Origin of the sequence: Nostoc sp. ATCC 53789 (genome assembly GCF_009873495.1) — a bacterium.
GTDB lineage: Bacteria > Cyanobacteriota > Cyanobacteriia > Cyanobacteriales > Nostocaceae > Nostoc > Nostoc muscorum_A.
In genome coordinates this window covers 4,821,722-4,840,383 of the sequence record NZ_CP046703.1, presented here as the reverse complement: position 1 = coordinate 4,840,383, position 18,662 = coordinate 4,821,722, and the positions used below count along the sequence as shown (strand labels likewise).

General features: G+C 42.8%; 12 protein-coding genes and 1 other RNA gene. 2 read left to right on the top strand and 11 right to left on the bottom strand.

Annotation, left to right across the window (positions count from 1 at the left end; translation table 11 throughout):
- Positions 1–8: 8 nt before the first annotated feature.
- From thiO to GJB62_RS19950, 3 genes are all read right to left on the bottom strand, one after another.
- Positions 9–2,027: a glycine oxidase ThiO gene (thiO, locus tag GJB62_RS19960; RefSeq protein WP_114081854.1), complete on the bottom strand. Its 2,019-nt coding sequence runs from the start codon at positions 2,025–2,027 to the stop codon at positions 9–11.
- 99 nt (positions 2,028–2,126) lie between these two features.
- Positions 2,127–2,531, bottom strand: a complete 405-nt coding sequence (locus GJB62_RS19955) for a hypothetical protein (RefSeq protein ID WP_114081853.1) — start codon at positions 2,529–2,531, stop codon at positions 2,127–2,129.
- Positions 2,532–2,547: 16 nt separating this feature from the next.
- Positions 2,548–2,886, bottom strand: coding sequence for a 2Fe-2S iron-sulfur cluster-binding protein (locus GJB62_RS19950; RefSeq protein ID WP_114082003.1), 339 nt, complete (start codon positions 2,884–2,886; stop codon positions 2,548–2,550).
- Positions 2,887–2,961: 75 nt separating this feature from the next.
- Here GJB62_RS19950 and cimA point away from each other — a divergent pair, with 75 nt between their 5' ends.
- Together cimA and GJB62_RS19940 are read left to right on the top strand one after the other, a co-directional pair.
- Positions 2,962–4,623: a citramalate synthase gene (gene cimA / locus GJB62_RS19945; protein ID WP_114081852.1), complete on the top strand. Its 1,662-nt coding sequence runs from the start codon at positions 2,962–2,964 to the stop codon at positions 4,621–4,623.
- A gap of 129 nt (positions 4,624–4,752) precedes the next feature.
- Entirely contained in the window at positions 4,753–5,223 is a 471-nt protein-coding gene (locus tag GJB62_RS19940) for a cobalamin biosynthesis protein (RefSeq protein WP_114081851.1), read from the top strand.
- Between the two features lie 4 nt (positions 5,224–5,227).
- On the opposite strand, the gene GJB62_RS19935 is transcribed toward GJB62_RS19940, so the two are convergent.
- From GJB62_RS19935 to GJB62_RS19900, 8 genes are all read right to left on the bottom strand, one after another.
- Positions 5,228–5,581, bottom strand: coding sequence for a phage holin family protein (locus tag GJB62_RS19935; RefSeq protein WP_114081850.1), 354 nt, complete (start codon positions 5,579–5,581; stop codon positions 5,228–5,230).
- A gap of 549 nt (positions 5,582–6,130) precedes the next feature.
- On the bottom strand, positions 6,131–7,216 hold the full coding sequence (locus GJB62_RS19930; protein ID WP_114081848.1) for a peptidoglycan-binding domain-containing protein: 1,086 nt from the start codon (positions 7,214–7,216) through the stop codon (positions 6,131–6,133).
- Between the two features lie 91 nt (positions 7,217–7,307).
- On the bottom strand, positions 7,308–8,579 hold the full coding sequence (locus GJB62_RS19925; protein ID WP_114082002.1) for a pitrilysin family protein: 1,272 nt from the start codon (positions 8,577–8,579) through the stop codon (positions 7,308–7,310).
- An 88-nt stretch (positions 8,580–8,667) separates the two neighbouring features.
- Positions 8,668–9,933 carry a pitrilysin family protein gene (locus GJB62_RS19920; RefSeq protein WP_114082001.1) on the bottom strand — a complete coding sequence of 422 codons (1,266 nt, stop codon included), beginning with the start codon at positions 9,931–9,933 and terminating at the stop codon, positions 8,668–8,670.
- 337 nt (positions 9,934–10,270) lie between these two features.
- On the bottom strand, positions 10,271–15,676 hold the full coding sequence (locus GJB62_RS19915; protein ID WP_167756017.1) for an ATP-binding sensor histidine kinase: 5,406 nt from the start codon (positions 15,674–15,676) through the stop codon (positions 10,271–10,273).
- A 375-nt stretch (positions 15,677–16,051) separates the two neighbouring features.
- Positions 16,052–16,235: non-coding RNA, 6S RNA (gene ssrS / locus GJB62_RS19910), on the bottom strand.
- A 60-nt stretch (positions 16,236–16,295) separates the two neighbouring features.
- Positions 16,296–17,450: a 5-(carboxyamino)imidazole ribonucleotide synthase gene (locus tag GJB62_RS19905; protein WP_114081846.1), complete on the bottom strand. Its 1,155-nt coding sequence runs from the start codon at positions 17,448–17,450 to the stop codon at positions 16,296–16,298.
- On the bottom strand, positions 17,447–17,938 hold the full coding sequence (locus tag GJB62_RS19900) for a pentapeptide repeat-containing protein (protein WP_114082000.1): 492 nt from the start codon (positions 17,936–17,938) through the stop codon (positions 17,447–17,449). Before GJB62_RS19900 ends, GJB62_RS19905 begins: the two co-directional genes overlap by 4 nt.
- Positions 17,939–18,662: the final 724 nt, after the last annotated feature.

Here is an 18,662-nt window from a genome sequence, read left to right as displayed (position 1 = left end):
CCCATTCCCTAATTAGTAATTGTCCCCGTGACAGGTGAACTAGGACTGGCATAATCTTTGATCGGCATCCTGCCAGCAAGGTATGCTAGGCGACCGGCAACTGCTCCTAAATTCATGGCACGAGCCATTGCTGCTGGGTTGGCAGAAAGAGCGATCGCACTATTAATCAATAAAGCATCTGCTCCCAATTCCATTGCTTGAGCAGCTTCTGAGGGTGAACCAATACCAGCATCTACCACCACTGGCACATTCGCATTTTCGATGATGATTTGGATGTTGGCGGTTGTTTTTAGCCCTTGTCCAGAACCAATGGGCGATGCCAAAGGCATTACCGTCGCACAGCCTACTTCTTCTAAACGCTTGGCTAACATGGGGTCAGCGTTAATATAAGGCAATACTGCAAAACCTTCTTTAACTAATTGTTCTGCGGCTTGCAGCGTCCCAATTGGATCTGGGAGTAAATACTTAAGATCAGGTATTACTTCTAACTTGACAAAGTTATTATCTTCCTGCCCTAATAATTTCGCCATTTCTCGCCCCAACCGCGCCACCCGAATCGCTTCTTCAGCAGTTTGGCAACCTGCGGTATTGGGCAACATCCAAATTTTTGTCCAATCCAAGGCTTCGGCTAAACCTTCATGTCCGGGGGCCTTGGTTTGTACCCGTCTTACAGCGACGGTGACAATCTGGCAATCACTGGCGGCAACGCTTTGCTGCATTTCTTCTATGCTGCGATACTTACCGGTTCCCGTCATCAAGCGGGATTGGAAGGTTTTGCCAGCAATAATTAACGGCGAGTCTTGAACTGGGAGGGAGGATATAGCAGGACGATTCCCGTTGGAGAAGTTGGCAGAGTGAGTCAGCATTGGAGTGGGGGTAGATGGCTGAGATTGGAAGCGCGAATAGTGAAAATCAGCAAGTAGAGGATCGGGCTTTTGTTCTAAGATTAAATCGGCAATCAATACGGCGGTTACAGGTGTAAGTAGAATCCCGTTACGGTAATGACCTGTGGCAAGGGTTAAATTTTGACAGTGGCTAGTACCAAGGATGGGTAACTCATCGGGGGTGGCTGGGCGAAATCCCCACCAGAACTCTTGGATGGGATAATGCTTTAATTGGGGATACAGCCGAATGGCAGCTTGTAATAATTTTTGAATGCCGTCTGGGGTATTGTTGGGGGTGAAACCAACGTCTTCACTTGTTGCCCCAATAATCAGGCGATCGCGTCTTGGTACGATATAAGTATTATCCCCAAATAAAATCCGCTTTAAGGGCACTTCCGGCGCAAATTCTGGTAGCCGTACACTCAGCATTTGTCCTTTTCTGGGTAGCACGGGTAGCGGCAACAACTCATTTGACCAAGCACCTGAGGCTAAAACATAGTGCGCGGCGCGAATTATCCCAACATTGGTTTGCACGCCAACCACTTGTCCTTGCTGCTGTAAAAATGCTTCTACTGTAATACCGTCTTTGAGTTCAACACCAACACACTCAGCCGCCGTCCGCAATATTTGAGCTAAAGCTTTATTATCAACTTGTGCATCTTCAGGATACCACCAGCCACCAACTACCTCTGCCCCTAATCCTGGCTGATATTGATGAATTGCCTCTTTATTTAACCAGTAAGCCGGGGAAGAGGCAGGAGGGCAGTGGGAAGGGTGCAGAGGAGAGAAATTTTCCCCTTTCCCCCTGCTCCCTGCTCCCTGCTCCCTGCTTCCCTGCCCCACCGCCTCTTCAAAGACGGGTGCGAGAATACCACAGGCACGGTAGCCAGTATTTAAACCAGTTAGTTCTTCTAGTTTAGTTGTCCAGTCGGGATATAAAGCACGCGATCGCCAACACAATGAACGCATTGCCTCATTAGTGATGTTTTCCGCGTCTGGTGCTAACATCCCGGCGGCGGCGTGGGTAGCGGCAGCTTGAAAGTCACGACAAAGCACGGTGACGTTTGTCCCGCGCATTTTTAGTTCAATAGCGATCGCTAAACCAATAACGCCGCCACCAATAATTACGATCTCACTAGTCATTAGTCATTTGTCATTAGTCATTTGTCATTAGTCATTAGTACATAACTAATTAACTCATAACTTATAACCTATAACTCGTAACTAAAGACGGATATATCGTTACCACAAGGCGCGAATTGGTTCGTTGCCTTGATTGACATCGGTAGATGGCGTGTTTTCGGAACTATCTGTACTGCCGTCTGTTGTACTGTCAGCAGGTGATGTTGAGTCATCAGAAGGATTCTGAGCAACGCTGCTTCTGTTGTCAGGTCTTGGGGCTACAATACCGCGTCTGTTTTCGTTTGTTTCGGTTGTTTCGGTTGTTTCGTTTCCTTCCGTTGCAGTTTCTTCATTTTTGCTGCCAGCGCTGCTATTAACATTGATATTAGCTGGCAGAACTTTTGCTGCTTTACCACTGGGAGCGTTAGCGCTTTGCACGCCCATAGGAAAATTGATGCCTAGTAATGTACCAAGCAGAATGGCTAAACCTCCAGCCATTAAAATTAGGGGTGTCCATCTACCCATCTTGTCTTACTCCTTTTTAACCTTTTGGTGTCCACACTATTCGAGAACCTTGTCCCCAAAATCCATCAAACTTTGTCACTTTCACATCGCCTAAAACCTGAGTTTGGCAGGCTAAACGCAAGTCTGTTGTAGGAGAATGGGGAGGAAGCGAACGCCGGGCTCGATCGCGCCAATTCGCTGCTGATACTTCGCCCTTTACCTTAACCGCACAGGTTCCGCAACTGCCAATGCCCCGACAGTTTATTACCTTAGCACCGTCATTGTAGAGGTGAATACCATTTTGCAGCAAAATTGTTCGGAGATTGCTTCCGCTTACGCACTGAATTGTTTTACCTTCAGCTAGTACTTTAGGCATTTTTAAATTGCCAAACTGGCTTTTTGTTGTATATTGACACATTGCCTCGAAAGTTGTCTCGTCGGTCCCAGTTTTATGACCACAAATTCCTCACCTCAACTTTGGCTCTATGACACTACATTACGGGATGGCACTCAGCGCGAGGGGCTATCTGTATCGATAGAAGATAAGTTACGCATTGCCAAGAGACTCGATCAACTGGGAGTTCCCTTCATTGAAGGCGGTTGGCCTGGTGCTAATCCCAAAGATGTACAATTTTTCTGGCAACTTCAAGAAGATCCGCTAAAACAAGCTGAAATTGTGGCTTTTTGTTCGACTCGACGGCCCAACTCCACTGCCGCAACCGAACCGATGCTACAGGATATTTTGGCTGCGGGAACTCGCTGGGTAACGATTTTTGGTAAGTCTTGGGATTTACATGTCACAACTAGCCTCAAAACGACATTAGAAGAAAATTTGGCGATGATTCGTGACACCATTGAGTACCTCCGTTCTCAAGGTCGTCGCATTATCTACGATGCCGAACATTGGTTTGATGGTTACAAGCACAATCCAGATTATGCTTTACAAACATTAGAGGCTGCGATCGCATCTGGTGCTGAATGGCTAGTCCTCTGTGATACCAATGGCGGCACTTTACCTCATGAAATTGGGCAAATTGTTCAAGATGTCAGTAGTCATTTGTCATTTGTCATTAGTCAAGAAACAATGACGAAGGACAACGGACAAAGGACAATCCCCCAAATTGGAATTCATACTCATAACGATTCAGAAATGGCGGTTGCTAACGCAATAGCCGCCGTGATGGCAGGGGCAAAGATGGTACAGGGCACAATTAATGGTTATGGTGAACGTTGCGGCAATGCTAACCTCTGTTCTTTAATTCCCAATTTACAACTGAAGCTGGGTTACAGTTGTATCACAGAAGACCAGCTAACACAACTTACAGAAGCTAGTCGTTTTGTTAGTGAAGTGGTCAACCTCGCGCCAGATGAACACGCTCCCTTTGTGGGACTTTCGGCTTTTGCCCACAAGGGTGGTATTCATGTATCAGCTGTAGAACGTAATCCCCTGACTTACGAACACATTCAGCCGGAACAAGTCGGGAATCATCGCCGCATTGTGATTTCTGAACAGTCTGGACTTAGTAATGTTCTAGCCAAAGCCCGCAGTTTTGGGATTGACCTCGATCAACTCAAGGCAGAAGCCAAGGAAATTCTCCAACGTCTCAAAGATTTGGAGAGTGAAGGATTTCAATTTGAAGCAGCAGAGGCCAGTTTTGCACTACTGATGCACGAAGCTTTGGGAGGTCGCCAGAAGTTTTTTGAAGTCAAAGGTTTTCAAGTCCACTGTGACTTGATTGAGGGGAAAGAAACTAGTAACGCCCTAGCTACAGTCAAAATCGCTGTTGACGGCAAAAATATTCTGGAGGCGGCAGAAGGTAATGGCCCGGTTGCTGCCTTGGATGCGGCTTTACGCAAGGCTTTGGTAAATTTTTATCCCCAAATTGCAACCTTTGATTTGACGGATTACAAAGTGCGGATTCTCAACGGACATACGGGGACTGCGGCAAAAACCCGTGTGTTAGTAGAATCAGGCAATGGTCGTCAACGCTGGACGACGGTAGGGGTTTCGACCAATATTTTGGAGGCTTCCTATCAAGCGGTGGTGGAGGGCTTGGAATACGGTTTGTTATTGCACTCCCAGGCAGAAGCGGCGGTGAAAGTTTCTAGTTGACAAAATCGGGTATTTAGTGTGGGGATAGTTTGCGTTTTTCGATAATTGGGGGAAGCGATCGCACTTTGGTGATCGCTTCCTATAAGCCAACACTTAACCTTGAAGAATTGAATTAAGGAAATACACCAAGTGCAACAGGTTTGCTGGGTAGGAATCGGTTGTAAGCGGGGAACCTCACGGCAATTGATTGATTGGGCTATTGAGCAAGCCTTTCGAGAAAATCAACTTTTTCAAAGTGCGATCGCAGGGATTGCTACCATTGACACTAAAGCCTCGGAAGTTGGTTTAGTAGAACTTTGCCACCTACGCAATCTCCCTCTAAAAACCTTTTCTGCCCAAATCCTTCGCTCTGTCTGTGTCCCCAACCCTGCCACAATTACTGACCACAAAGTAGGTACACCTAGCGTAGCAGAGGCAGCTGCTATTCTTGCAGCGACTCAAGCATCGTTGTTGACTGCTCCCCCCTTTACCAGCACAGAAGCATTGGGAGTGACGTTGTTAGTTCCTAAACAAATTTTCCAGCTACAAGGGCAACCAGGAGCTGTAACGCTAGCTGTTGCCCAAGCCTCAAATATTACGAGTATTACAAAAATTAACTAATTTTCTAGTCAACAACTCTCAACAAATAGTTAATTATGCTAGAAACAATAGCTAGTACGATTGAACCTAACAAAGCAGGTAAAAAGCCTTGAATCTCAAAACCAGAACCAGGGGTTAAAGCACTTGCCAACCAAAGTGTTAAAGCATTGATTACCAATGTAAATAAACCAAAGGTGAGCAAGGTAATCGGAAAGGCCAAAATCTGCAAAATTGGTCTAATAAATGCGTTAACCAGACCAATAACCAGGGCAGCGACTAAGGCAACCACAAAATTCTTGATAAAGAATCCCGGAACGATATTAGCAGTAATAAATAACGCCACCGCAGTACCGAGCCAAGTTAATAAAAAGTGTTGCATAAGTTTTTTTAGAGGAATTAGCAGTAAGTTTAATTAATTTCACTGTTGCCAGTTGTGATTTGTAGCACTATGATGTGTCTTTGTGCTTGACTCATAAAGTTGCTATTATCCTTTGTCAGCCCAAAAATAATGTAATTTTTCTGTCCTGGCATAGAGAGATATTTCTAATCGGTGTATCTTTATCGTATTGCAGGATGTACCGGATTAAATTCATCAAGAAGAATTCAGAAGTTAGAATGGGCTACGCTTGCAATACCGTGCGGTTAAGTAATTTTTTGGTTGAGGCAGGCAGGGGAAGAAGAGAAGTAGGGGGACAATACTTTTCGGTTAAGGGGGAAAGAGGAAAGGGAAAGGGTTTGAATTTCCCTTTCCCCTTTCCCCTTTAACCTTTCCCCAGGCCAAAAGAGAGATTATTGGGTTTAACCGAAAAGTATTGCTTCTGTACCTTGAGGACTTCCAAAAAAGAAATAAGTTATCAGAACTTCGGAGCATCTTGCCTGCAACTTTGGTTACAGGCAAAAGAGACGCTGGTTATGCTCCCTAGTAAGGCTAGCGCCGCAAAAGAACCTCCCAGGTAGAGCCACCAACTACACCGTCAGCTTCTAAACCATACCGCTTTTGTGCTGCTTTCACAGCAGTCTCGGTTGTCTCACCAAAGTCTCCATCGGCATCGCCTTTCAAGAAACCAAGCTTTTTCAGTTGTTGTTGCAACTTCACAACTTCAGAACCACGTAATCCTATACGTAAAATTGGCAATCCTTCAGAGGTGTATTGAATACCAGGAGTTCGCTGAGTAGATGTGTTTTTCTGAGTTCGAGTACTTTGCCCAGTCCGTGTAGCTGACTGAGTTCTAGCAGTTGATGTAGTACGATTTGGCGTTTTTTGTGTGCTTGAAGTTGTAGCTTTCCTTGGAGTAGCAGGTCTTGGCTCAGGGCTAGTCGCAACTTGTGTTACAGCTTTTTTTGGTGTAGCAGGTCTTGGCTCAGAGCTAGTCGCAACTTGTGTTACAGCTTTTTTTGGGGTAGTAGGTCTTGGCTCAGGGCTAGTCGCAACTTGTGTTGCAGCTTGTCTTGGGGGGTTGGGGTTAGGATTTGCAACGTTGGTGAGGCTGCTAGCCTGGGTTGGAACAGGAAAATTTGTAGCTGAGTTAAATCTTGGCTGGGATGAAGGGATATTTGATGCTGCTACTGGTTGATTAGGGAAAAGTCTTTGCCAAGTGCTGGCATCAACAACGCCATCTGGATTCAAGCCAGCTGCTTGTTTAAAACGGGCAACAGCACTGGCTGTATTCTCACTATAAATACCATCTACTGCACCAGAGTAAAAACCCAAAAGTTTCAGAGCTGCCTGAAGTTCAGATACGCGTTCGCCTTGGCTACCAACTTTGAGGTTAGGGCGGCTGATGCTATCTCCAGGATTTATTTGGGCAATTTTTTGCGGCGCTGCTATTGATATTAAAGGTGTTGAGGCAATAAGCAGAGGCGTTGCGGATAACAAGAGTATTTCAATGGCTGAGAAAGATTTCGACCTCTTTGTCCACCAACTTTTTTGCCGTTTTTCCATTCCACAGCGATTTACAGTGGGGTCTAGTAATTTTAAGTAACTCAAAATACTTGCTGTCAGGCTGCTTTGCATGGAATTTACTCCCAGAATATTCTCATGCTAATGGTACAGCCGCTTGGTCTAAAAAACAGCTGCTCTATTTACGATGTCTCGGACGGGCTATTTACGCGATCGCTCGATTAATTGCTTCTTCTTGACCAACTAAAGATAAATAAGGTGATTTTAAATACTTACTAGCGGCAGCGATCGCATCTTTGGCACTTACCTCGGCAATCAATTCTTGAAACTTGGTGTCAAAATCAATTCCTAAGCCCAAAATTTCATACCAGCCGTATATCTGAGCAATTTGCCCGTTGGTTTGTTTACCCAAGGCGTACTGTCCTAGAATCTTATTTTTCGCAGCTTGGAGGGCGCTTTCAGATACTTCAGTGGTAGACAATAAATCTACTTCTGTACGCAGTCCTTCTAGGGCAATGCTAGTATTCTCCGGTGCTGTACCCATGTAAACTACAAATGAGGCTGGAAATAGCCTTGTGGAGTAAAAAGCAGATACTTCATAAGCTAAACCACGTTTTTCGCGTAATTCAACAAACAAGCGACTAGAAAGCCCATTTCCCAAGTAAGTACACAGCAGCTTCAGGGCGGCGTAGTCAACAGAATTGACCGATGTTCCTAAATAACCAAGCATCACGATTGATTGTTGTGTCTGTACTGGCTTAACCTTTACCTGTGGTTCCACTTTAATCTCAGGCAAATTCAGTATTGGTAGTGCTTGGGCTGGCGCTTGCCAATCAGCAAAAACTTCTTCCACCAACGCTGCTGCATCTGTAGGTGTGACTCTCCCAGCAATGCTAATTACTACATTATCTGGGCGGAAATAAGTTTGATGATACTCTACTAAATCTGCACGAGTTAAGCTGCTCATACTGGTTTCATCTCCCAGCACTGACATAGAGTAGGGATGATTTTGGTACATTACCTGCCGCATTTGTTCAAAGGCGACATTGAACGGTTGCTCTTTTTGTGAACGAATATCTTGGAGTGCTAAACGGCGTTCTAGTTCTACTTGAGTTTCGGGAAAAGTAGGCGATCGCAAAATCCGCGCTGCCAATGCTAAAATTTCCGCAAAATCTGATGTTACTGTCTTGAAAGACAGCAAAAAATAATCAGTGCCAGCATCTGCACTCAAACTTGCTCCTACAGACTCGACTTTTTCAGCAATTTCTAAGCTAGAAAGTCCATCGCATCCCTTTGTCATCACTGCTGATAGCAAATGCGCCAACCCTGCTTGCTCCCGGTTTTCGTTACAACTACCGGCACGCACAAAGATCCGCGCTGCAATAATATCCGCAGCAGGGTTTTCTGCCGCCAGCACGACAATGCCATTATTCAATACGGTGCGATGGATAGGTGATTTTTGCAGCAAGGTTGTCATTTGTCCTTTGTCATTTGTCATTTGTCATTTGTCCTTTGTCATTTGCCCAATGCCCCATGCCCCATTCCCAATTCCCAATTCCCAATAATTAACAGGGTTTAAGTACAGTAACCGCATAATTCTGCGGTGAGAGATATTGTTTAGCTAATTTTTGCAATTCTTGGGCATCAAAAGACTTAATCTGCTGGGGATATGTCACAGCTAATTCAGCTTGGGCGATGGTATTGTAATATCCATAAAGCCCTGTCAGTTGATTTGGCGTTTCGGTAGAAAATGCATACTCATTACATAGCAACCTGCGTGTACGAGCAAGTTCTTGTTCGCTAATTCCTCCAGTCTGCAAATCATCCAAATGAGCGCAAATTAAAGACTCAACTTCTTCTAAATTTTCTGGTTCCAACCAGGCAGTAATTGTAAATAAACTTGATTCCCGTTGTAGAGAAAAACTACTATGAATTCCTTGTACCAATTGCAAATCTTCTCGCAAATCACGCACTAAACGCGAAGTCCGCCCTTCTGCCAATAACACTGACAATAAATCTAGACCATAGCTAGTGCGGATTTCTTCTACTCCTGGAACCAACCACGCCATCAATAATCGTGCTTGCTCTATGCGTGGTAAACACAGTTCTTGACGGTGAATTCCTGTTATTACTGGCTTTGTCACTTTCTCAAACTGCGGACAATTCGAGCGTTCGGCAAAATCACTAAATGAATGATTTACTAATTCCCAAGCTGGTTGCTGGGCTATACCCCCAGCAATTACCACTGTCATATTTTCCGGCTGATAGTGGGCGTGATGAAAACAGCGCATTGCTTCTGGAGACTGCTGCATCAGCTCTTGCTCGGTACCTAACACCGAACGCCCGTAAGGGTGATGTGGATAGATGCTTTGAATCAGAGCTTGAAATCCTATCCAGTCGGAATCGTCCTGACAAGAACGAATTTCCTCTAGCACCACGTCCCGTTCGCGGCTAAATTCGTCTTCTGGAATTGCCGCATTGAGCAGTAGTTCGCCCAAGTAGGGCAAAGTATCTTTTAAATAAGGGGCGGCTGTGGTGAGTGAATAATTAGCATAATCATAGCTTGTTGCCGCATTACTTACGCCACCCCGGTTTTCAACTTTGGAATCGAACATTCCAGGGGGAAGCGTTGCCGTACCTTTAAAGATCATGTGTTCTAAAAAGTGCGCCATCCCAAACCACGGTTTTGGCTCTAGGCTTGCTCCAGCACGCACCCAAACATCAGCCACAACTACAGGAGTAGTGGGAATCTCTTGATGAATAAAAGTTAAACCACTCTCTAGTCGGAAGACTGAGGCTGGAAATACAGTATTAGTTAGTTGTTTTAACAATTTTTGTAGCTTCAACCACAATTCAATGCAATTGTGTCATCTTAACTCTGAACGATACCTCATTTAGAATCAAGTTATACAGATTTAGTAAAATTGTGCTATTCCTGTCCTCCAGATTACCGAAAAATTAGAAGCTTTATGCATTGAGAGGAAAATCGCAATATTACAGCAGATTTCAGCGCGTCTGAAAAACTGACACGTTAGAGAGACGCGATAAATTGCCGTTAAGACAAAGAATGTACTCGTCAATTATTCCTTGACAAGACTACTATTTCCGACTTGTGTGTACACCGTAGCTCCGGGTGTACCTCATGTATTTGTAAAATAAATACTGTAGTTAAAACACCGGAATTTCAATGACAAATTCTGTTCCTTCACCAAGCACAGAATTACACCTCAACCTTCCATTATGGGTTTCCTCGACAATTTGACGAGCGATCGCTAATCCTAATCCTGTTCCCTTTCCAACCTCTTTTGTTGTAAACAGGTGGTCAAAGATCCTGGCTCTAATCTCCTCTGGCATCCCCTGACCGTTATCTTTGATGCGAATTGTCACCTTGTGGTCACTGGATACTTCGGTGTTAATCAGTATTTGGTGATGGTTAGCTTGCGCTTGGGCAAAAGAAAGCCCCTCACTGGATGTATCTAAGGCATCAATTGCATTAGCAAGGATGTTCATAAATACTTGATTTAATTGTCCTAAAAAGCACTTGACTAGTGGTAATTTACCGTATTCGGTGATAACTTCAATTGCTGGACGCTTTTCGTTAGCTTTGAGGCGATACTTCAAAATCAACAGCGTACTCTCAATCCCTTCATGGAGATTACAAGCAACTTTTTCGGTTGTATCGGCTCTGGAAAAGGTGCGAAGACTAATGCTAATGTCTTTAATCCGTTCGCTTGCCACCTTCATTGAGCTTACGAGCTTTGGTAAGTCTTGAGTCAAGAATTCTAGGTCAATTTCTTCGCCATGCTCAATGACTGCGATCGCAGAAGTGGGATGATGTTGTTGGTAGCATTGGATATGGGCGAGTAAGTCTTGAATATACTCTTCGGCATTGTTAAGGCTGCCTTTCAAAAATCCAATGGGATTATTAATTTCATGTGCCACCCCAGCAACTAAATTACCCAAGGTTGCCATTTTTTCATTTTGCACCATTTGTAATTGGGTATGCTCTAGTTCTTGTAGCGATCTCTCTAGTTGATGAGCATAATTTTGAGATTCTTGATAAAGACGGGCATTTTCTAGACAAATGGCAGCTTGGGTGCATAGCAGTTGGATAACTTCGGTGCGATCGCTCGTAAATGCACCAATTGTCAGCGGATTTTCTAGATATAGCAGCCCGATGAGTTTACCCTGATTTAACATCGGCGTACACAACACACTCTTAGGTTGTTGCTGCATGAAATATGAATCGGCGATAAAATCAGTTTGTGCTGTTGCATCATCTAGCACAACAGTTTTTAAGCGGCGTTTGACATAGTTTACCAGTGTAATGGGAATGCCTTCGCTGATTGACAATGGTACTGATACCAGAGTCACTCCTTCGTTGATGGTGGCTATAGCTTCAACCACTAAATCACCCTGTTGGAGTACAAGCAGAGCAGCTTTTTGTGCGCCGGCATTTTCCATCACCACTTGCAAAAGGGTAGTAAGTAATTGCTCTAATTGAATTTCACTAGATAGAGCTTGTGAGGCTTTAAAGATGGTGGCAAAATCGAGGGCTTCAGAAATACTGCTGCTAGAAAGGTTTGTGTGGATAGTTTGATGTGGGAATGACGATCCATCAATGGTTGAACTCAGTTGTAAGCGATGATGCTGCCCTTGTAAGATGGGAGCCAGAAGTTGAGGATAGCGTTTTTCTAAATCCTCAGTTTTGGCTTTAGCGCCCCAACGAGCATAACAGTAATAAGCTTCTTGCATATAAACTTGGGCGATTTTTTCTTTGCCCCAATCGAGGTAGAACTTGGCAGCTAGCTCATTGCTCAAAGCTTCTTCTGGGATATATTCGTTTTCTTTCGCCAGAAAAATTGCGCGATCGTATAATTCTATTGCTGCCAACTTGTCGCCCAGAGCCCGATAGCGTTCTGCTTCCACCAATTCAAATTTGTGCTGGAAATTCATCGGTGCAAATTTGGCTCTAAACTGCAATTTTTCCTGGTTTTCGCCAACCTTTAAGAGTAATTGTTCTTGTTGAGATGGTTCAGCCGTTGAATAGACAGCCAGCCGAGACAAAGAATCGTAGTAGTAGAAAACAGGCACAGATAGCATTCCTGCGCCACCGTTAAGGTATTGCTCTCCCTGATTTGCATTCTCAACTGCCGCCGGAAAATTCTCAAAAAGATAATTGAGTGTTAACTTACTTAGGTAAAAGATGTGGAGTGTTAATTCGTCGTTCTCTTCGATCAGCGTAGATAAAAGTTGTTCTTCTTGACAATCTTCACCAATGAAACGCTCTGAATTATCGCTAGATTCGGTTAAATTGTTAATACTGTGACAGATTATATTAGACCAATTTAATAAGCGCTGATTTTGGGCAAAATTAGACTTGTAAGCTTTGATATCTGCTAAGAGAATTTCCAAAACTTCTGTGCCACTTAAATAGACATAGAATAACTTGAAAATCATGGATGCAAGCACATGAAAAAAGTCGCCTGTCTCTAATCCAAAACGATGGGATTCCTGTAATAAACTAATTGAGGCGCGAACGTGTTGTTTATTAAATTGATTCAATGCACCCACCTTAAATATAGTCATGCTTTGAACAGATTTTGCTTGAAATCTATCTACAAGCATTAAAGCTAGCTGGCCAAATTCTGAACCTGACTCCATTTGGTTACAAATATTAAGTACAATTCCAAAATCTGCATACCCTGGTGCAGAAAGTGGTGCATTGCCGTATTTAAGAGATACATTCACCTCTTCGCAGGCAATAATTGGGAACAGATAAGGCGCAGCCTGATGGATGGCGGGAGCGATGCTAGCCATAATTCGCAAAGCAACCAAAGCTTTGGGGTCATTCATCAATGGCAAATCAACTAAGCCCTCAATACTTCTAGCAGCCAAGGTGGAGAGCGTGTTGACTACAGATTGCTCAATGTCTGGAGGTGTTACTGATTCAGGTAATGTTACCCCAAGTTGAGCGAGAAGTTCACGCCCAATTGCGATCGCTTTGAATGATTGATTCCGCACCTGATCGGCTTGGAGTTGAACTTCATAAACTTTCACCCTATCCAGTAAGGTGGTTGTTTCTTCCATGACGACCTGGATAAGAGATTCCATCTGCTCAAATTCATTGTTGAGAAAAGCAGCTTCGGCAGCTTCTTCGTATAAACTTCGAGTCAGTTCATAAGCGATTTCCCAACTATTAATTGTCAGCAATTGCATTCCCGACTTGAGATAATGAATTGCTGCACCATAAGCAGTAGCTTCTTTCGCTTTTCGACCAGCATTCAAATTTAACTGAGCTAATTGTTGATGTTCACTTGGCTGGGTGATTAGCGCCATTCCACAATTCAACTGACTGACAATCTCAAAAATTCGTTCCTCTTGCTGAGACTCAGAGGTATTTTGCAACAGTAATTGACCAATTTTAAGATGGGTAAATTGTTTATCTTCATCTGGAATTAGCGAATAAGCCGCTTGCTGCACACGGTCATGTAAAAATTTGTAGATAGGGACTTGTAAATTGTAATTTAAAGGATTTGAGTTACAATCATGCCCACTATCTTGAAAGAATTTATAAACTTCGCTAGTAGGTAAAACTAACCCTTCTTGCAAAGCTTTCCATAAAGATGCTGCCGTTTCGGTTTCCGATTGTTCAGAAACAATTGCTAAGGTTAGCAAATCAAACTGGTTGCCAATACACGCGGCTAATTTCAACACATTTTGCGTTGCTGCTGGCAACTTCTGCAACTGTAGCGCTACGAACTCTACCACATCATCGGTCAGAGCAAGTGCCTTCACAGCAGCAATATCACATTGCCAGTAACCTTGAGAAAAATTAAAAGTAATCAGTCCATCTTCATATAATGCTTTGAGAAATTGCGTTGCAAAAAATGGATTCCCTTGAGTTTTTTGATAGACGAGTTGCGTTAGGGGTTGGGCAATTTCACCTGAGCAACTAAAGGTATCAACCATCAATTGATTTAAACTAGCTTTATTTAACGGAGCTAAAGCAATACTATGAATCGTGGCATTGACTTTGCGAATATCTGCTAAAGTCAACATTAACGGATGCGCGGTAGATACTTCATTATCTCGATAAGCTCCAATTAAAAGTAAAGCTCCACTTCCTGATTTACTCATCAACAACTGTATCAATTTGAGTGATGCAGAATCGCCCCACTGCAAATCATCAAGGAAAATTACTAATGGATGTTCTTTTGTAGTGAATACCTGAATAAACTTTTGAAAGAGTAAATTAAAGCGATTTTGTGCTGCACTTGGTGAAAGTTCGGTTGCAGGTAGTTGTTGACCAATAATTTGTTCGAGTTCGGGAATTACCTCAAGAATGACTTGTCCTTGATCGCCCAGAACTTGTAAGATTTTACTTTTCCAAGTTGACAATTGAGTATCACTTTCACTGAGCAATTGCCCCATTAAGTCTCGAAACGCCTGCACAAAAGCGGAGAAAGGAATATTCCGATTAAATTGGTCAAATTTGCCTTTGATAAAGTAGCCCCGTTGCCGGACAATAGGTTTGTGAACCTCGTTAACTAAAGCAGTTTTACCAATACCAGAAAAACCAGCCACCAGCATTAATTCTGTCTGATTGTTGGTAACACGGTCAAAGGCTTTGAGCAGAGTTTCAACTTCATGCTCACGACCATAGAGTTTTTCTGGGATAATAAAGCGATCGCACACATCCCGTTGAGCAATTGGAAAACTTACAATTTTCCCCGTTTCTTTGAGTTGAGCTAAACAATTTTCTAAATCATATTTCAGCCCAAATGCGCTCTGATAGCGGTCTTCGGCATTTTTCGCCATCAGTTTATTCACAATGGATGAGAGTACAGGCGCAATTTGGGGATTAATCTCATGTACTAAAAGCGGAAGTTTTGCAATATGACAATGTACCAATTCCATCGGCTCGTGCGATTTAAATGGTAATTCCCCTGTTAGTAACTCGTAAAATGTTACACCTAGGGAATAAAAATCAGTCCGGTAATCAATTCCCCGATTCATTCGTCCAGTTTGCTCTGGAGACAAATAGCCGAGTGTCCCTTCTAGCACATTAGGACTCATCAGGGTTTGAGTTTCTCGTGGCAACAGAGATGCAATACTAAAGTCAATTAACTTAACTTCTTTAGTTTCTGGATTAATTAAAATATTGGCGGGTTTAATATCTTTGTGAATGATCCGATGACGAATTAGAATATCTAATGTATTGCACAGTGCGATCGCTACTTGTAAAAACTCTTGTAGAGACGCGATATATCGTGTCTCTACAGAGGTCAAATAATCTTTGAGAGAAATTCCCCCAAAGTCTTCCATCACTAACGCATAGCCATTCTGATAGGGTTCCAGGCTGTATGTCTGGATGATTCCAGGTAGATTTAAATTTTTGGCGATGGTGAACTGGTTCCGAAACTGGATCAATTCAATGAAACTGGGATAAACAGTTTTCATCAGCTTAATCACTACAGATTTTTGGTCAGTTTCTCGATTAGCGCGATAAACCAAGGTTCGAGAACCATTGTAGAGTTCTTTGCTAACGTGATATCCGGGAATGCTGACCATACGGCTTAATTCTTGAGACTTCACTATTTAGGTTTCCCAAAAACATGGCAAGATTTACTGTCAGTTCACTTATTTTGAGATAGCAGAAGGAATTAATTTCATAATGGGAAAGGAATCGATAACCTATTGTATTTAACAACCTGGTAGCAAATATTAAAAATACATCTCCAAAAATGAATGTAGAGACGTAGCATTGCTACGTCTCGACAAGTAGCAGTTCTACATCTCTACAATCAGAGTGGAATTATTCAAGTTTAGGAATTAACTAAACTTGACATCACGTTAGTTTAGGATGTCTAGTTTTTACTACAATTAATAACCATTTAAATAATTAAAGCTCCCAAATTCTAACTGATTTTGAGAGCTAATAATTTTAAGTTCACCGCGACGCCGTTTTACCTAAGTTTATGACCTGGGTTTATCCAGGTGGGAACCTAAATTCCTCGTTTAAAGTTTCCGGGTACATGCCCGGTATACTGCCACGAGAACAGTTGACTCCCTTGTCATTAAAGGCATAGATCAAAAAACTTGATGGCAGTCACCAACGTCGTAGTGCAACTCACTCATTATAGCTTTTCAAAAGATTTTGTGTGTTCAACATCGAAAGTTTCTGCTCAATTTACCTGGGATACCAGATAGATTCTATGGTGTGGGCGATCGCACTTGCCGATTCTCTATTTTGATTATCCAGTAAAACCGTAACATGCCCTAACTTCCGCCCAGGACGTGATTCTGTCTTCCCATACCAGTGAACGTGCGCCTGGGGAATCTCGGCTAATTGTTGACGCTGGCTTTGGTAGTCGCTGTGAGAATTTTCATACCCCAGCAGGTTAACCATCACAGCACCAGCGCACTGCAAAGCTGGATTCCCTAAAGGTAAACCACAAACAGCCCTGAGATGCTGTTCAAATTGAGAGGTTTCACAAGCGTCAATAGAAAAATGCCCAGAATTGTGGGTACGAGGCGCAATTTCATTTACCAGCACTTTGCCATCATGCCTGAGAAATAGCTCAATTCCAAAAATTCCTACTACTTCTAGACTATTTAATAGAGTATGTGCGATCGCTTGAATTTCTGCTACTTGATTGGGTGTAATATCAGCAGGCGCAATCACCCGCCGACACACTTGTTGTTCTTGTTGGGTTTCCACTACTGGATAAGTTACAATTTCTCCCTCCACAGAACGCGCTGCAATTATTGCTAGTTCTCTTTCAAAAGGGACAAATTCTTCTAACAAGAAAAGTGATTCATTTAAAGGTTTTGTTATAGTTTCATAACTTAGCTTTTGCTCTAAAGTATCAAAATCCTGAATTATGAAAGTACCCTGACCATCATAACCGTGGCGGCGGGCTTTGAGGACTGCTGGAAAACCTAGATATTCTATTTTTGATTCGAGATGTTCTACCTCGTCAAGGGCGAAAAATCGAGGAACTGGTAAACCCAAATCGCGTAAGTAGCAACGCTGATGATATTTATCTAAAAGTGGAGCTAAAGCTTTTAAGCTGGGACGGAAACAAACACCTTGCTCTGCTAAAACAGATAAAGCTTGCAGGTTAACAAATTCATTTTCAAAGGTGATGACATCGCATTTTTGAGCTAATATTTGCGTAGCACTTGCGTCATCAACTGGCGCGAAGAGAGTTTCCTGAGCGATTGACACGGCCGGGTCGTGAACGCTTGGAGTTTGTACTACTAATTCTACTCCTAGCTTCTGTGCTGCATCCGCCATCATCCAGGCAAGTTGCCCACCACCAATTACACCAACACGTTTCATTGACATCCTAGAGATTCACGAGTTTGCACACCTGTTTTGGAATTCACACCACTGGCTTTTGTACACAGTTCTTTAATTTGCGCTTTATCCAAAATTGCATCTGTAAAATCTGCACCGTCTATATTCACATCATTAAAGATGGCACGGAGCAAAAGAGCTTCTTTGAAAATTGCATCACTCAAATCGGCCTTAGTCAAGTTTACCTGATCGACCATTGCATTCGTTAAATCTGCTCCGTGGAGATTTGCTTTTGTCATCACCGAAGCACTCATGACTGCTCCCCGCAAATCAGCGTTTGAAAAGTTAGCCAGTTCCATGTTGGCGTTAGAAAACTCCGCAGCTTGCAAACTGTCACCAGAAAAATCACGTCTTGACAACTCTGCATTGCTAAATGACAGTGGATGAGTCCAGTCTACTGCCAGCGCGGGGTCAGCCACGCACCAGATAATAATTCCAAGAAGGAACGCCAACCCTTGCCGCCAAAACATATCGAGAGTCAATTTGGTGTCTAATCGCTGCATTTAAGCTTACCGCATTTGAATATTAGCAAGACTGGCTAATTCTAATTGAGACTCGCAGCCTTGCTACTGGATTTGGGGGATGTGTATTTCCCTTCCTTAATATTTTGTAACGCAAAAAGGGCATAAGCTTCTCACCTTGAGCAAAATTATGCCTCCGACTTTGGGTAGAGAAAGGCAATCTATGAGCGATCGCACTAAAGCAGGATGATAATTACTAAATAGCGATCGCAATAATTGAGTATAAATTACTTGTCACATCAAGCAAGCTTTAGCAAAACATAGAAGGTGAGCATAATATCACTCTTAATGATGAGAGAATTTGAAATCTCTAACTCTAAAGGAATATTTTTGCTGGATAAAACAATATCTACAACAGACGATGCCTAATACTTGTTGATTTGTTCACAATTATTCATTTTTAGATTTTAATTTCAGGATATAAAGGGTTTTATTAAGCAGTAATACTCACCGACTTATTTACAATTCTTGACTTACAACTTTCCAAGTAAAGTTTATTGTCTTTTAAATTAAACAACCGGCATCAACTGCTAATCTTTTAATTAGTGAAAGCAAGGTTTGAGCGCAATTATAAGCGTTCCCAGTGCTTAACAAAGCTTAAAAATTGGATAATTAGCGTTAATTTTATAGCGATTAGTTAGTTCTTCAGGAATCTCTAAGAGTTTACATTCAC

Bases quoted from the DNA above. Each gene is read 5' to 3' on its own strand.
- GJB62_RS19915 (WP_167756017.1), bottom strand. From the start codon at position 15,676: ATGGTCAGCATTCCCGGATATCACGTTAGCAAAGAACTCTACAATGGT.
- GJB62_RS19905 (WP_114081846.1), bottom strand. From the start codon at position 17,450: ATGAAACGTGTTGGTGTAATTGGTGGTGGGCAACTTGCCTGGATGATG.
- thiO (WP_114081854.1), bottom strand. From the start codon at position 2,027: ATGACTAGTGAGATCGTAATTATTGGTGGCGGCGTTATTGGTTTAGCG.
- GJB62_RS19925 (WP_114082002.1), bottom strand. From the start codon at position 8,579: ATGACAACCTTGCTGCAAAAATCACCTATCCATCGCACCGTATTGAAT.
- GJB62_RS19950 (WP_114082003.1), bottom strand. From the start codon at position 2,886: ATGCCTAAAGTACTAGCTGAAGGTAAAACAATTCAGTGCGTAAGCGGA.
- GJB62_RS19955 (WP_114081853.1), bottom strand. From the start codon at position 2,531: ATGGGTAGATGGACACCCCTAATTTTAATGGCTGGAGGTTTAGCCATT.
- GJB62_RS19900 (WP_114082000.1), bottom strand. From the start codon at position 17,938: ATGTTTTGGCGGCAAGGGTTGGCGTTCCTTCTTGGAATTATTATCTGG.
- cimA (WP_114081852.1), top strand. From the start codon at position 2,962: ATGACCACAAATTCCTCACCTCAACTTTGGCTCTATGACACTACATTA.
- GJB62_RS19930 (WP_114081848.1), bottom strand. From the start codon at position 7,216: ATGCAAAGCAGCCTGACAGCAAGTATTTTGAGTTACTTAAAATTACTA.
- GJB62_RS19935 (WP_114081850.1), bottom strand. From the start codon at position 5,581: ATGCAACACTTTTTATTAACTTGGCTCGGTACTGCGGTGGCGTTATTT.